This is a genomic window from Pragia fontium DSM 5563 = ATCC 49100 (assembly GCF_900112475.1).
Classification (GTDB): Bacteria; Pseudomonadota; Gammaproteobacteria; order Enterobacterales; family Enterobacteriaceae; genus Pragia; species Pragia fontium.
The window spans coordinates 62884-78695 of sequence record NZ_FOLW01000009.1; the positions used below are offsets into that span (position 1 = coordinate 62884).

Annotated in this window: 12 protein-coding genes; 4 read left to right on the forward strand and 8 right to left on the reverse strand. The window is 47.2% G+C overall.

All coding sequences use genetic code 11. The features are described 5' to 3' along the window. Nucleotides 1-79: 79 nt before the first annotated feature. Nucleotides 80-1522, forward strand: a complete 1443-nt coding sequence (locus BMZ28_RS13075) for a M16 family metallopeptidase (protein WP_047779567.1) — start codon at nucleotides 80-82, stop codon at nucleotides 1520-1522. A gap of 68 nt (nucleotides 1523-1590) precedes the next feature. On the opposite strand, the gene kdgK is transcribed toward BMZ28_RS13075, so the two are convergent. From kdgK to BMZ28_RS13100, 5 genes are all read right to left on the reverse strand, one after another. Beyond that, nucleotides 1591-2523: a 2-dehydro-3-deoxygluconokinase gene (kdgK, locus tag BMZ28_RS13080; RefSeq protein WP_074823828.1), complete on the reverse strand. Its 933-nt coding sequence runs from the start codon at nucleotides 2521-2523 to the stop codon at nucleotides 1591-1593. A gap of 113 nt (nucleotides 2524-2636) precedes the next feature. Then, complete coding sequence (yhjD, locus tag BMZ28_RS13085) at nucleotides 2637-3545, reverse strand: inner membrane protein YhjD (RefSeq protein WP_082118916.1); 909 nt, start codon at nucleotides 3543-3545, stop codon at nucleotides 2637-2639. A gap of 313 nt (nucleotides 3546-3858) precedes the next feature. Beyond that, entirely contained in the window at nucleotides 3859-5211 is a 1353-nt protein-coding gene (gene gorA, locus BMZ28_RS13090; protein ID WP_074823831.1) for a glutathione-disulfide reductase, read from the reverse strand. A 93-nt stretch (nucleotides 5212-5304) separates the two neighbouring features. Further along, a complete protein-coding gene (locus tag BMZ28_RS13095; protein ID WP_074823836.1) occupies nucleotides 5305-6078 on the reverse strand; it encodes a hypothetical protein in 774 nt (257 codons plus the stop codon). Nucleotides 6079-6114: 36 nt separating this feature from the next. Beyond that, complete coding sequence (locus tag BMZ28_RS13100; RefSeq protein ID WP_047779572.1) at nucleotides 6115-6957, reverse strand: 23S rRNA (adenine(2030)-N(6))-methyltransferase RlmJ; 843 nt, start codon at nucleotides 6955-6957, stop codon at nucleotides 6115-6117. Between the two features lie 397 nt (nucleotides 6958-7354). Here BMZ28_RS13100 and prlC point away from each other — a divergent pair, with 397 nt between their 5' ends. Further along, a complete protein-coding gene (prlC, locus tag BMZ28_RS13105; RefSeq protein WP_047779573.1) occupies nucleotides 7355-9397 on the forward strand; it encodes an oligopeptidase A in 2043 nt (680 codons plus the stop codon). A gap of 8 nt (nucleotides 9398-9405) precedes the next feature. Continuing rightward, entirely contained in the window at nucleotides 9406-10152 is a 747-nt protein-coding gene (gene rsmJ / locus BMZ28_RS13110; protein ID WP_047779574.1) for a 16S rRNA (guanine(1516)-N(2))-methyltransferase RsmJ, read from the forward strand. Between the two features lie 90 nt (nucleotides 10153-10242). On the opposite strand, the gene gdhA is transcribed toward rsmJ, so the two are convergent. From gdhA to pitA, 3 genes are all read right to left on the reverse strand, one after another. Beyond that, the gene (gdhA, locus tag BMZ28_RS13115; protein ID WP_047779575.1) at nucleotides 10243-11586 is read right to left on the reverse strand and encodes an NADP-specific glutamate dehydrogenase; all 1344 of its coding nucleotides are present in this window, start codon (nucleotides 11584-11586) and stop codon (nucleotides 10243-10245) included. 494 nt (nucleotides 11587-12080) lie between these two features. Then, entirely contained in the window at nucleotides 12081-12512 is a 432-nt protein-coding gene (gene uspA, locus BMZ28_RS13120; RefSeq protein ID WP_047779576.1) for a universal stress protein UspA, read from the reverse strand. Between the two features lie 286 nt (nucleotides 12513-12798). Next, a complete protein-coding gene (pitA, locus tag BMZ28_RS13125; RefSeq protein ID WP_074823842.1) occupies nucleotides 12799-14289 on the reverse strand; it encodes an inorganic phosphate transporter PitA in 1491 nt (496 codons plus the stop codon). A gap of 280 nt (nucleotides 14290-14569) precedes the next feature. Between pitA and BMZ28_RS13130 the strand changes: the two genes are divergently transcribed. Further along, nucleotides 14570-15769, forward strand: a complete 1200-nt coding sequence (locus BMZ28_RS13130) for a BaiN/RdsA family NAD(P)/FAD-dependent oxidoreductase (RefSeq protein WP_074823845.1) — start codon at nucleotides 14570-14572, stop codon at nucleotides 15767-15769. Nucleotides 15770-15812: the final 43 nt, after the last annotated feature.

Consider the following 15812-nt stretch of genomic DNA (forward strand, 5'->3'; position numbering starts at 1 on the left):
ACAAAGATGCAAACATTCGCTGTCAGGCAATCATCACGATTCCCGTCCGGCTGATTTAAGCAGTAAATGAGGTTCCATTATGCAGTTTAAGTATTTACTCTCCGCGCTGAGCGGGGTCATGTTTATGTGGGTGGGAAGCGCGGCGCAAGCTGAAGCGTTAAAAGCCGATCCTGCCTGGCAGGAAGGGAAGCTGGAAAACGGTTTTAAATGGCAGATTTTGGCTACGCCGCATCGCCCGAGTGATAAAATTGAAGTTCGGTTAGAGGTTCATGCTGGTTCTTTACAGGAAGGCATACAGCAGACAGGGTTCTCCTATTTGCTTCCGCATCTCGCGATGGAGAAAACCGACAGTTATGAGTCGGAAGAAATTCAAAGCTTACTACCACTGATCACACCGGAAACTGAGCCTAAATCGCTGGTTGAGGTTTCTTACGATTACACCCGCTACAACCTTAGTTTGCCGACCAACAAACCAGAACTATTAAAAGAGGCATTTGGTTGGTTATCTGAGGCTGTCAGTCCTCCGACGGCAAGCAATGGTTTAATTCAGCTGATGAGTAACGATCCGCTTTCTCCACTGATTACCTTTCCGGCAGGCGTTAATGATGCCTGGTGGCACTATCGGATTAAAAACTCCCCATTAGTGGGCCATGAACCTGGAAGGCCTATCGCAGAAGGCGCAACGGCTGAGCGGCTGAATGAGTTCTACCTGAAATGGTATACCCCTGATTCAATGACGCTATATGTGGTGGGCAATGTTGACCGCCGTGCGATGGTTGAACAAATTAATAAGTCATTTGGTGGATTAAGCGGTAAGCGATTAACGCCAGCCACCATTGCAGCGTTGAGTGCATTGCCTGCAACGCCAGTCAATTTTTTATCTCAGGGCGTGGAAAAAGATCGCCTGAAGCTGGTCTGGGACGATCCATGGCATCCGATAGTCACGAAATTATCTCTGGAACGTCAGTGGCTGAGTATGATAGCTAACGATATGATCGCAAATCGGCTGAACCAGAAGATGGGCCGCGGCTCAGCAAAAAATGCGGCTCTGGATTTCGCATGCCAGATCCAGTTCCAGCGCTATCATTGCGATCTGACAATAGATACTCCGCTGGCAGCGATGAAAAATAATCTGAAGTTGGTTGCCGCTGAACTGGTGAAACTGGAGAAGGAAGGCGTTACTGACGCTGAGTTTAATACGCTGTTAGCAGAGCAGAAAGAACAGCTGGCTCAGATCATTTCTACTTATGCCAAGACGGATACTGCTCAAATTATGGCACAGCGACTGCTGGCTGAGAAAAGTGGTTCGATTACGGTTTCTCCCGAATCTTATCAGGAGTTACGCCAAAAGTTTCTTGATGGCTTAGACCTGATGACGGTGAATACGCGCATTAATCGGTTATTAACGATTAAGCCAACGTTGGTTCTGACTCAGCCTGCCGGGGAGCCGGAAGAGAATGTGCGGGTGTTGTCCGAACAGCTCGAGGCGATTATGGCACCTAAGGCTGACGAAGCTAAGTAAGCGCTAGTCTGGTGGATAAAAAATACCCCGGCCTGTTTTCAGCATCGGGGTATTTTTATTGAAGGGCTTTATACGACAGGCATGGCTGCGAGAGGAATAATTGCGCCACGGTATTGAATCACGGTGCTGGCGGTTAGATGACCGCGGATTGCTGCATCAACCACACTTCCCCCCTGTAAACGCACTGACAGATAGCCGGCGCTGAATGAGTCACCGGCGGCGGTGGTATCCACCACTTTTTCTTTTGGCAGTTTGACTGCCGGAATGACTTCCAACCCTTCATCGGTAGCAACAAGGCAAGAATCTGCCCCGCGCTTAATGACAATTTCACTAACGCCCAGCGCCTTGGTACGGGCAATTACGTTCTCATAAGGCTCTTCACCCCAGAGTAAGTCTTCATCATCCAGCGTCAGGAAGGCGATATCAGTGCAGGATAATACGTCATGATAAACCTGCTGAGTTTCTTCACGGCTTTGCCACAGGCGTGGACGATAGTTGTTATCAAAAATAACTTTACCGCCGTTTTTACGACATTCCATCAGTAGCTTTATCAGCTTTTCACGGCTTTGTTTATCGAGAATAGCTACGCTGATACCGCTTAAATAAAGGTAATCAAACTGAGCCAACTGCTGGCAAATGTGTGCAGAATCTTCACGCAGTAGCCAATAGCGGGCTGCCGCGTCATTACGCCAGTAATAGAATTGACGCTCGCCGGTATCATCAGTTTCTATGTAGTAAAGGCCCGGCATTTTATCGGCAAATTGTTGAATCAGATCGGTGTTGAGGTGTTCTTGTTGCCAGGATGCCAGCATTTGCTCACTAAAGGAATCGGTTCCCAGCGCGGTGACATAGTGCACGGCTAAGTTGTTAGTCGGCACCTGACGAGCAATATAAACGGAAGTATTTAAAGTATCACCGCCAAATCCGCGGCTGACGTTATTTCCTTTTTCCGACAGTTCAATCATGCACTCGCCAATAATGGCAATTCTTTTTGTTGTCATGATACGGCATCCCAATCTTAACTCGATAGATAATTGGGATTAGTTTTATAACTTACGGAACGATAGTCAAGGTAAAATAAAACATTGTTTCAATTATTTTACGGTAAGCATTATTAAGCTGACGATTTGTTTTGGTTTTCATCTGCGGTGGCAATCCATGCGGCGCAGAACAACGTTAGGCGGGCGAAGAAATAGAAGAAAGCCAGCAACCCGATAATAGAACCAAAGGCCGCCCCGGAAGGTGATTTTGCCAGTTGCGGCAGGGTGATAGTCATAATGAATTTGATAATTTCAAAACCGATAGCCGCCAGAAGTGTGCCTTTCATCAGTGCTTTTATATTGGAGCGTTGTTTTGGCAGCGCCCAGAAAATCCACAGGAACATAAAGTAATTAGCGGTAATGGATACCGCCAGAGCAATGGATGTCATTACCGGTCTTAACCAAGTGATATCATTTAAACCCAAAGCATCGATAATAGCCTGTTGAGCTGAACCGGCAACGGAGGTTAAGGCTATGGTGAACAACAGAGCCAGTATCAAGCCAGTTAGGGAAATGAAGTCTTTAATATATTTGAAATAGATTTTTTCCTGATCTTCCGGATTACGTTCCCAGACGTCGCGAGTTTGTGCCCGCACGGCTTCCCGCAGATTACCCATCCAGCTAATGCCGGAATAGAGGGCAACCAACAGGCCAGTAAGGCCAACGGTGGTACGCTGCTTGATGGCGGTGTTCACGGTATTTTCAAGGGTAATGGCCAGATTGGGATCGGAAACGCTGGTAACGATTTTATTGATCAGTCCGGCCAGCAGTTCAGGGTTAGAAGCTAGAATAAAACCGGCTGCCGCAAAAGAGACCATCAAAATAGGAATCAGGGATAAGAATGAAAAGTAAGTAATCGCTGCCCCAAACTGACTCCCCATACGATCGTTAAAACGTTCGGTTGCTCGCAATAAATGGGCAACGCTGGGAATAGCTTTAATTCTTTGTACTAGTCGGGAGGCAGTTTTTACGGTGTTCTTCATCAGAAAATTCTTTTGTTGTTGATCCGGATGGGCGATGGGAGAAAGTGGAAATCAAATCGCTCGCGGGTATACCGGTAATAGTAACAAAGTTTGTTGTTATGACCAAAAGGGGTAAGGGGAGTACTTATCCGCGAAGTTTTATGCCCGCGAAAGTTTCGTCCACTATGTATTGATGGTGGACGAAACGTTCACTGTTATTAAACTTAACTGACAAACATTAGCCAGATCGATTCCTTACCGTAAATCTTCACATAATAAAAAACCCGAATACCTAAACAGTACCCGGGTTTAAGATGACTGATAACCGTTATGCTTAACGCATGGTCACAAACTCTTCCGCAGCGGTTGGGTGGATAGCCACGGTGTTGTCGAAGTCTTTCTTGGTTGCGCCCATTTTAACGGCCACCGCGAAGCCCTGAAGGATTTCATCCATACCAAAGCCAATACCGTGGATACCGACAACTTTTTCCTCTTTACCCGCGCAAACCAGCTTCATGCGGCATGGCTGGCGATGAGAGGTGACTGCGGTATACATCGCGGTAAAAGATGATTTGTACACCTTCACTTGGTCGTCACCGTACTGCTGACGAGCCTGATCTTCCGTCAGACCGATGGTGCCGATAGGTGGATGGCTGAATACCACGGTAGGAATATTGCTGTAGTCCAGATGTTCATCAGGTTTGTTGTTAAACAGACGCTCGGATAAACGGCGGCCTGCGGCAACGGCAACCGGGGTGAGCTCTACTGCGCCGGTGTTATCACCAACAGCATAGATGCCCGCAACGTTAGTATTCTGGAATTTATCAACCGGGATATACCCTTTCTCATTGGTTTTTACGCCAGCAGCGGCCAGATTAATATTATCCGTTGCTGGTTCGCGGCCGATAGCCCAAATCAGGCAGTCGGTGGTGTGTTCTGTACCGTCTTCCAGCGCCAGCGTTAGGCTACCATCTGCATTTTTGCTGATGGCTTTTGGTATGGCATGGGTGTGTAACGTAGGGCCTTCTGCTGCCATAACTTCCAGCAAGGTTTCCACAATCATCGGATCAAACGTGCGTAATGGCGCATGTTGACGTACAAACAGATGTGCATCAGCACCCAATCCATTCATTACGCCAGCAATTTCTACCGCGATATAACCTGCACCAACAATGGCAACGCGTTTAGGCATGGCATCGAGCGCGAAGAAACCATCGGAATTGATACCATACTCAGCACCGGGGATTGATGGCACTGAAGGGCGACCGCCGGTGGCGATCAGAATATGGTCGGCGGTGATTTTTTCACCATTGACTTCAACGGTATGTGCATCGACAAAACGAGCGAAGCCATGAATGACGTCAACCTTGTTGTTGCCTAATACGCGATCGTAAGACTGGTGGATACGATCGATATACGCGGTACGGCTCTCGATGAGTTTCTGCCAGTCGAAATGGTTTACCGTAGTATCAAAGCCATAGTCAGAACCATAAAGATGGATGGCCTCGGCGATTTGTGCCGCATGCCACATCACTTTTTTAGGCACACAGCCAACGTTTACACAGGTTCCACCGAGATATTTAGCTTCGATAATGGCACATTTTTTGCCATAGGATGCTGCACGGTTAATTGAAGCGATGCCGCCGCTACCACCACCGATAGCGATATAGTCGTAATGTTTAGTCATGATAATGCCTACTGCTCTCTGATAGCCTAGAGGGGATTATGAAAGGTTCTCATAACCCGGTGGAGAATAAAAGATCCGTGGTCAGCTGAACGATTACATTTCCGCATAGACTGACTGGCAGGGATCGCTGTTGGTATTTAACCACTGATCGGGGATAGGTACCGATAATGTATCGGACATATCCTGTAAATTTTCACTTAGCCACTCGTTAGCCTGACGCATCAGTTCGAGTTCTTCTTTACTGTTTTTATTGGCATCTATTGCCGGTAAATCATCCAGCTGTTTAGATTCAACCACTTTGCCGTTCTGATACTTTTCATAAGACCAGCGACTGTTGGGGAGGAGTTTGTACTGAGTGCCATCAATCATTTTTTGATGGCGATAGCGAACCGGTACGGCTTTGCCCGCCAGATTATCAAATTTCCAGCCAATAAAATCACCGGGTACCGCAGGATCGGCATAAGTCCAGAAGCTGATGCCGCGACCAAGCTGTACATTCAACTCTGCCGGTGTACCGCCTTCATCAATATATTGCACCTGAACGCTTTGCTGATTGCTGTCTTGAAACCGGGTAATGCTGATTTTTTCGTTCCCTGATTTTACTACCAAGGAACATTGTCTAGCGCCGCTCCAAAACGTGAGTAAGGCTCCATCACCTTTAGGAATCGCGGGTTTGTTTTCAGGCTTACCGGTCGCACTATCTTTGGCTGGAGAATAGGTATAGCCCCGAACTTCAGAAGGTTTTTCACCATAGAAAACCCACTGAGCAATCGGAGATGGGAAGATAAATTGCCAGACCAGCCAGCCGCCCAGAACTACTACGGCGACAGCTGAAAGGCTAATGCCAATCAACTTGTCTTTTTTCATCACAATTCCCAATGATAGCTATTCATAAATGAGCGCTTACTCCGGCGTAATCCAGCTCACTTTGGTATGTCCGATGCCCTCAGGCACTAAGACTTTATGTATCCATGGTAAAACCGCATTCATCTGCTGTTCCAGTTTCCACGGTGGATTAATCACAATCATTCCCGATGCCGTCATGCCACGGCGCTCGTTATCAGGCTGAACTGCTAGCTCAATTTGTAGTATGCGGCGAATGCCGGTTTCTTCCAGTTCTTTGACCATACGTTTGATTTGCTGACGAAGCACCACAGGATACCACAAGGCATAAACTCCGGTAGCGAAGCGTTTGTAACCTTCCTGAATTCCCTGAACCACTGCCTGATAATCGGTTTTCATTTCATACGGAGGATCAATCAAAACCAAACCGCGGCGTGAAGCGGGAGGAAGCTGAGACTTCAGCTGTTGATAACCATCGGCGCGCAGAACTTTACAGCGCGGATCTTTTAGAAATTCATGGCGCAGCAGAGGGTAATCCGTTGGATGTAGCTCGGTAACGTGCAGGCGGTCATATTCACGCAGCAATTGAGCGGCAATCAGTGGCGAACCGGGATAGTACTTTAGCTGCCCACTCTTATTATAGGCGCGGACCGCGGAAAGATAGGGTTCAAGTTCAGCAGGAATATCATCACGTTGCCAGATACGGGCAATACCTTCCAGATATTCACCGGTTTTCTCCGCGTGTTCGCTACCTAAAAAATAGCGACCGGCTCCGGCATGCGTATCAAGATAAAGAAAAGGTTTCTCTTTTTCTTTCAGCGCTTCAATGATCAGGCTCTGGACCGTGTGTTTCACAACATCGGCATGGTTGCCGGCATGGAAGCTGTGGCGATAACTTAACATAATGTTTTAGACTTTCCTGTGAATAAATTATTCTTAATTAACTGAATTAATTAAAAATTAAGATGATTATCGTCTCAGTGTTATCCGCCAGAGAACCAACTAAAAAGCGTTTGTCCTGAAAACGGGCGGCACGTTGCGTTATGGGGCACAGTATAAACTGTCTGGTTGATAAAAAGTGAAAATCATTGTTGGCTTTATTCTATCAATGGAATTGAAGAAGCCGATAGTGTTGCTGTCAGTATAAGGCTGAGGTTATCCCTTAGTGAGTTAATGGATCGAACCATTGGAGTAAGAAGTAAAGAGAATATCTATTAATAGGATTTGTATCACCAGCCATTGATTTCGACCATAATAGTCCTCATGTTAGTTTTATCGCCAAATTTAAGGACCGTTTTTTATGACTAACCCATTGTTAGCTTTTCAAGGTTTACCACCATTCTCTTCCATTACGCCTGCTGACGTTGTTCCGGCAGTCAAATCAGCGCTGGCGGACTGTCAGGCTGAGGTCGAGAAAGTTGTTGCTCAACCGGGCCCGTTTACCTGGGAAAATCTGTGCCAGCCTCTGGCAGAAGTTGACGATCGGTTAGGCAGAATTTGGTCACCGGTCAGTCATCTGAATTCTGTTAAGAACAGTGCGGAACTGCGTGAGGCTTACGAACAGTCGTTACCGCTGCTGTCTGAATACGGCACTTGGGTTGGTCAGCATAAAGGGTTATATGAGGCTTACCGCAATTTAAGAAACGGTGAAGCGTTTAATCAACTGACTAAAGCACAGAAAAAATCGGTAGAAAATGCGCTGCGTGATTTCGAACTGTCCGGGATTGGTCTGGATGCGGAAAAACAAAAGCGTTATGGCGAAATCGTCTCTCGCCTGTCCGAACTGGGTTCAACCTACAGCAATAATGTGTTGGATGCCACCATGGGCTGGAGCAAATTAATTACCGATAAATCTGAACTGGCAGGTTTGCCGGAGAGCGCGTTAGACGCGGCTCACGAAATGGCAAAAGCCAAAGAACAAGATGGCTGGTTATTAACGCTGGATATGCCAAGTTATTTACCGGTTATGACCTATGCCGATAACCGCGAACTGCGCCACGAAATGTATCAGGCATTTACCACACGTGCTTCCGATCAGGGGCCGAATGCCGGTAAGTGGGATAATAGCGACATCATGGCTGAAACGCTGGCGCTGCGCTACGAGCTGGCTCAATTACTCGGGTTCAACACTTACGCGGATAAATCTCTGGCAACCAAGATGGCGGAAAACCCGCAACAGGTGCTGGATTTTCTTAACGATCTGGCTAAACGTGCTCGTCATCAGGGTGAGCAGGAGCTGGCGGATTTACGTACCTTTGCCGAGCAGAACTTTGGCAAAACCGAGCTTGAACCTTGGGATGTTAGCTACTACAGCGAAAAACAGAAGCAGCATCTGTATTCCATCAGCGATGAGCAGTTAAGACCGTATTTCCCTGAGCAGCGTGTAGTAGAAGGGCTGTTTGAGGTGGTTAAGCGGGTATTCGGTATTACCGCCAAAGAGCGCAAGGATATAGACGTTTGGCATCCGGAAGTGCGTTTCTTTGAGCTGTATGACGCCAGCGGTGAATTACGCGGTAGTTTCTATCTGGACTTATACGCCCGTGAACATAAACGCGGTGGAGCCTGGATGGATGATTGCATTGGCAGCCTGCGTTATGCCGATGGTCATTTACAAAAACCTGTGGCTTATCTGACCTGTAACTTTAACCGTCCGATCGGTGATAAACCGGCGCTGTTTACTCATGATGAAGTGACGACCCTGTTCCATGAATTTGGTCACGGTATTCACCATATGTTGACCAAAATCGATGCGGCGGGCGTATCCGGAATTAATGGCGTACCGTGGGATGCAGTGGAGTTACCGAGCCAGTTCTTGGAAAACTGGTGCTGGCAGCCTGAGGCATTAGCCTTTATCTCTGGTCATTATCAAACCGGCGAGCCGCTGCCTCAGGAGATGCTGGATAAACTTCTGGCGGCTAAAAACTATCAGGCGGCGCTGTTTATTCTGCGTCAACTTGAATTCGGTCTGTTTGATTTCCGTTTGCACTATGAATATCAGCCTTCAGAAGGCGCGAAGATTATGCAAACCTTGGCGGAAGTGAAAAAACTGGTGGCGGTTATGCCTGCGCCATCTTGGGGACGCTTCCCGCATGCCTTTAGCCATATTTTTGCTGGTGGCTATGCCGCTGGCTACTACAGCTACCTGTGGGCAGAAGTTCTGTCTGCGGACGCGTTCTCGCGTTTTGAAGAGGAAGGTATCTTTAACCCGCAAACCGGTCGTTCATTCCTCGATAATATCCTGTCTCAGGGTGGTTCAGATGAGCCTATGACGTTGTTTAAAAACTTCCGTGGCCGTGCGCCTCAGTTGGATGCGATGCTGCGTCATTATGGCATTAAAGGATAACGCTGAGGGTGTCAGTCTATTTAATCTGTGAAACAGGCGCCGATTCCGGCGCCTTATCCGTTTTAGCCGAACGCTGGGGCTTGGTTAGTGATGAGCAGTCGGTGATGGCACTGGTGTTAACGCCGGAACGTCTGGAGCTGCGAAAACGAGATGAGCCTAAGCTAGGGGCGATTTACGTTGATTTTGTTGCCGGAGCAATGGCACATCGGCGCAAGTTTGGCGGTGGTCGCGGTGAGGCGGTGGCTAAAGCAGTTGGCATCAAGGGCAGTTATTTACCCGATGTGGTTGATGCTACCGCCGGTTTAGGCCGAGACGCGTTTGTGTTGGCCTCCGTGGGATGCAAAGTGCGGATGCTGGAGCGCAATCCGGTGGTTGCTGCTTTATTGGATGATGGCTTACAGCGGGCTTATGCGGATGCCGAGATAGGTGGCTGGCTGAAGGAGCGTTTGACGTTGCTGCACGCGTCGAGTTTGACCGCGCTATCAGACATTCAACCAGCGCCTGACGTAGTATATCTGGACCCTATGTTTCCTCATCGGCAAAAAAGTGCACTGGTCAAAAAGGAAATGCGGGTATTCCAGTCATTGGTTGGTGAAGACTTAGATGCGGATGGATTGCTGGAACCAGCTTGTCAGATAGCTAAAAAGCGCGTGGTGGTTAAACGACCTGATTATGCTCCTCCATTGGCAAATCGCCAGCCTCAGGCATCAATCAATACCAAAAATCACCGTTTCGATTTGTACGTCACGCTATAAATCATACCCGTTTAGTTTCCGCGGGTTGATGCGGATCCTGTCATTAAATTCGGCGATAGCGCAGCTTGCACTATCGCCGTCAGCCTATTTTTATAACACGCCTTGACCTAACATGGCATCTGCGACTTTGACAAAGCCGGCAATATTGGCACCGCTGACGTAGTCCGTCTGGGCTTTGTTGCCGCCATAGTTTACGCAAGCCTCATGGATATCATGCATGATGTGCTGTAAGCGTAGATCGACTTTCTCTGCTCTCCAGCTAACGCGACCGGCGTTTTGCGCCATTTCCAGACCGGAAGTGGCTACGCCACCGGCGTTGGCTGCTTTACCTGGCGCAAACAGCACGTTAGCCGCCATTAGCGCTTCGGTTGCATCAATGGTGGTTGGCATGTTGGCCCCTTCAGCGACCGCTTGAACGCCATTTTGAATAAGCAGTTTGGCATCGGCTAACTCTAATTCATTCTGGGTAGCGCAAGGCAGGGCGATATCGGCCGGTACGCCCCATGGACGCTGGCCTTCAAGATAGGTTAAACCACGCTCGCTCGCGTAGTCCTTCATGCGGCCGTAGCGGCTATTTTTAATATCGATCAGGTGAGCCAGTTTATCGGTGGTGAAGCCTTCCTCATCAACGATAGAACCGCCGGAGTCGGAAGCGGTAATGACTTTTGCTCCCAGTTCCATAGCCTTCTCAATGGTGTATTGAGCCACGTTACCTGAACCAGAAACCGCAACGCGTTTGCCTTCAAAACCTGAACCATGACGTTTTAGCATGGCTTCAGTGAAATAAACCAGACCATAACCAGTGGCTTCTGGGCGGATAAGACTACCGCCAAACGAAATGCCTTTACCGGTGAAAACACAAGCGGTGTTGTTCGACAGTTTCTTCATCATACCGGCCATATAGCCGACTTCACGACCGCCAACGCCGATATCACCTGCCGGAACATCGGTGTCTGAACCTAAATGGCGATATAACTCGGTCATTAATGCCTGACAGAAACGCATGATTTCAGCGTTACTTTTACCTTTAGGATCGAAATCAGAACCGCCTTTACCGCCGCCCATTGGCAGAGTAGTCAGCGCATTTTTAAAGGTTTGTTCAAATCCCAGAAATTTAAGAATAGACAAGTTTACTGAAGGGTGAAAACGCATACCGCCTTTGAACGGACCAATGGCTGAGCTGAATTGAACCCGCCATGCACGGTTAACTTGAACGACGCCTTGGTCATTCATCCAGGAAACGCGGAATTGAATAACGCGCTCAGGTTCGACTAAACGTTCCAGCAGCCCTAGTTCGGTATAGCGCGGGTTTTCCTGTAGGAAAGGCCAGAGGGAAGTAAATACTTCGCGAACGGCTTGTAGAAATTCTGGTTGATGGCCGTCGCGTTTTTGCAGCATGACGAGAAAATCGTCCACAGTGGCATAATGATTCATTGATGTGATTCCTGTTGTCTTTTTTATTTTTTCCACGAAAAAACGCTATTCAGCATGGCGAATATTAGCGGGCTTCATGATCTGTGATGTATGTTCTTTCTGACTATAACACTAAATTATAGTGACAAAGCAAGCCGTTTTTTTAAGATAATTAATAGAATGAAACGATAGAGGCGGGAATATTAGAATCAATCATTATGCAATTTCAACAATTAATAAATCTAATTCAGATTTAATTCGACCTCTCTAATCTACTGATTTATATTTAAATTATAATTAATAAAATAGACTCGTTACGGATTTTGGCGTGATTGAATCTATAATATTCGAAGAAACCAGTATATTTCTCTTATTCTTAATCACAGATTAGCGCTAATAGTTAGGCGGAGATTTATCTTTTATTGGGGAAGGGGCGGAGGAATAATTTATTTCTATTGGTATTTTTATTAAACAAACGTCCGCATAAGCGGACGTTATATTATTTAAGCGAGAAATTATTCTTCGTCTCGCAAAGGAACAATCAGCATATCAATGTGCACGGTATTAATCAGCTGGCGGGCAGAAGACATCAGCTTGCTCCAAAAATCCTGATGATGGCCGCACAGCACAAGATCTATATCATACTTTTTAATTGCATCGACGAGCACTTGGCCGAGGTCGCCGCTACCGCTGAGCGTTTCGGCAATAGGATAACCGGCATTGGTTGCCAATTCGGTCAGTGCATTGTGGGTTTCTTCAGAGATGCGTTTTTGCATGTCACCCATATTGACATCGATTAATCCGGTATACAGATCGGAGTAATTGACATCTACGTGGATCAACGAAACTTTAGCGTTATACGGCCTAGCCATAGACACTGCTTTTTCTACCAGTACGCTGCTTTCCGGAGATAGGTCAACTGCAATCAAAATGTGTTTATATGACATAGGATAACTCCTTCTATAGGATCCGCTAACTTAGTTAAATAATAGCACTAATACGTGTAACTAAAGTGGTATATCGATCACATGATGTAAGCTTTTATCGCCGAATAATCCTGATCTCGATTCTGGTTAAGCATCATTACTTTAATGACTATAAAATAACGACAGGCTATTGGCTATAGTCCAATTTTATTCAGACCTTAATCATAGTGTGTTATTAGGGCTTCGGGTAATAAAAAACCCGTGGTGTTCATCACACTACGGGTTTTTATTCACCATTGGCTGATGATTAGATAAGTTTAAGCGCAATCCAATACAGAGAACCGGACAGCAACACCGCAACAGGTAGGGTTAGTGCCCATGCCAGAAAGATGTTCTTAACCGTTTTGCTCTGCACACCGCCACCGTCAACTAACATGGTACCGGCAACAGCAGAAGACAGAACTTGTGTGGTGGAAACCGGCATGCCGGTATAGCTGGCTACCCCGATGGACAGTGCGGCAGTAATTTGAGCAGAAACGCCTTGGGCGTAGGTCATGCCTTTTTTACCGATCTTTTCACCGATGGTCACCGCAACGCGTCTCCAGCCCACCATGGTGCCTAATGCTAAGGCTAAGGCGACCGAGATAATAATCCAGATAGGCGCATACTCAACGGTGATTAACAGATCTTCACGCAGCTCTTTGATATAGCGCTTATCTTGTGATGACGTTTCCGGTAGCTTGGTGACTTTAGCTGCCGTATCAGCAACGCATAAGAGTAAACGACGCAGTTGACCACGTTGCTCTGGTGCCAGTTGATCATAGCTGGTTAAACCCGCCAGCATTTGCTGTGAGTGACCAATAGCGACCAGAGCCCGGGAGTTATCGCAGTGATACTCGCTGTTGGAGCTGATCATTGGCAGCGGATCCGCATTGTTTTGCCCAACAATATGAGGAATGGCTTCACGGTGATTTTGATAATACTGCTCAAGGTGACCAATCGCATCACGAGTACGCGCAATATCATAACCGCTGGCACTCATATCGACGACGAAACCGGCAGGAGCAACGCCAATCAGCACCAACATTAACAAACCAATGCCTTTCTGGCCGTCGTTGGCGCCGTGAGAGAAGCTAACGCCAATCGCGGACAAAATCAGCATGATACGCGTCCAGAATGGCGGTTTACGTTTACCGTCTTTCTTTTCACGTTCTGCTGGCGTTAAGTGAATTCGCTGACGCTTTTTGCTGCCGCTCCAGAAACGACGCAGCATAAAAATCATCGCGCCGGCCAGAATCAGGCCAACTAACGGTGACAAAATCAGCGACAGGAAGATTTGAATCATCTTCGGCAAATTCAGCGCATCGACGATAGATGAATCGGTAACGATAGCGTTAGTCAGGCCGACACCAATGATAGAACCGATTAGCGTATGTGAACTGGAGGCTGGAATACCAAAATACCAGGTTCCCAAGTTCCAAATAATCGCCGCCAATAGGACTGAGAACATCATCGCTAAACCATGGGTTGAGCTGATATTGAGCAGTAAATCAGTGGGAAGTAGATGCACGATCGCATAGGCAACGCTCAGGCCGCCTAGCAAAACGCCCAAAAAGTTGAATACACCCGCCATAACAACAGCAAGCTGTTCACGCATGGCGCGGGTATAAATAACGGTAGCTACTGCGTTGGCTGTATCGTGGAAGCCATTAATTGCTTCGTAAAACAGCACGAACAGTAACGCGAGACCCAGCATTAGGGCAGTATGAAATTCTAGTCCTGCAAATATGTTTAGCATAAACCTTACTGTCAGTAATGGAGGTGGACGGGCGCATTATCAGCACAATTCTCCTGTTGGAAAAGGGGTAATTCACTTTTTTTTTGTTTCTGCAAAGTTGTTTACACTCTTTTACAAATATAACTAATTGTTATTTAATGAATAAATCGCCATATAAAATTAATATCATTCTGATAATAAAAATGGAATTCTCTGGTAGTAACTGGCGATGAACAATACAATCCGCTCATAAAGTGTAGATTAGCCGTAACAATATCGTCGGCAAATTTCAGAGGTTGGTGTGCTAGAACAAAAAGATGTGGTGATTATAGGTGCCGGAGCAGCAGGATTATTTTGTGCCGCTCAGGCCGGACAGTTAGGCTTGGAAGTGCTGGTTCTCGATAATGGTAAAAAGCCGGGACGGAAGATATTGATGTCCGGTGGCGGGCGCTGCAACTTTACCAATATGTACACCGATCATGGCGCTTATCTCTCTGATAACCCACATTTTTGTAAGTCAGCATTGGCGCGTTATACCCAGTGGGATTTTATTGATCTAGTCAGCCGACACGGTATTGCTTACCATGAAAAAACCTTGGGTCAGCTTTTTTGTGATAATTCAGCACAGGATATTATTGATTTACTGCTGAAAGAGTGCGAACAAGGTGGCGTTGAGCTGCGCATGCGTAGCGAAGTATTGAGCGTAGAACCCAACGAACGGGGCTTTCTGCTTCAACTGCCAGCGGGCGATATTCAGGCCAAATCGTTGGTAATAGCCAGCGGCGGTTTGTCTATGCCCGGATTAGGCGCGACCCCTTTCGGCTATAAAATTGCACAGCAATTTGGCATCAAGGTGTTACCGACCCGCGCTGGCTTGGTTCCTTTTACGCTGCATAAGCCCTTGCTGGAGATGCTGAATGTGTTATCGGGAATCGCGACACCGATAACCGTGACGGCCAATAATGGCACCAGCTTTAAGGAAAGCCTGTTATTTACTCACCGTGGGCTTTCTGGCCCGGCAATCTTGCAAATTTCCAGTTACTGGCAGGCCGGTGAAACGATAGCCATTAATTTATTTCCTGAATTGGATATCGACGGCTTCCTGAACAGCGAACGGCTGGAGCATCCAAATCAAAGCCTGAAGAATAGTTTAGCTCGTCATTTGCCCAAGCGATTAGTGGAGTGCCTGCAAACGTTGAATATTGTTCCTGATGTGACGCTAAAGCAGCTTTCAGTGCCACAACAACAGCGGTTAATTGAGGAACTCCAAAACTGGCAGATACAACCTAATGGCACGGAAGGTTATCGGACTGCTGAGGTGACATTAGGGGGAATAGACACCAAAGCCTTGTCATCCAAGACCATGGAATCGAATCAGGTTCCCGGCCTCTATTTTATTGGTGAGGTGGTTGATGTCACCGGTTGGTTGGGGGGATATAACTTTCAATGGGCGTGGAGTTCTGCCTGGGCTTGTGCGCAGGCGTTGGCTCAGCGGGAGTAGCTTGCTCGGCGTGCTCGTGCCACGGGTTCCCTTGTCTTTACGT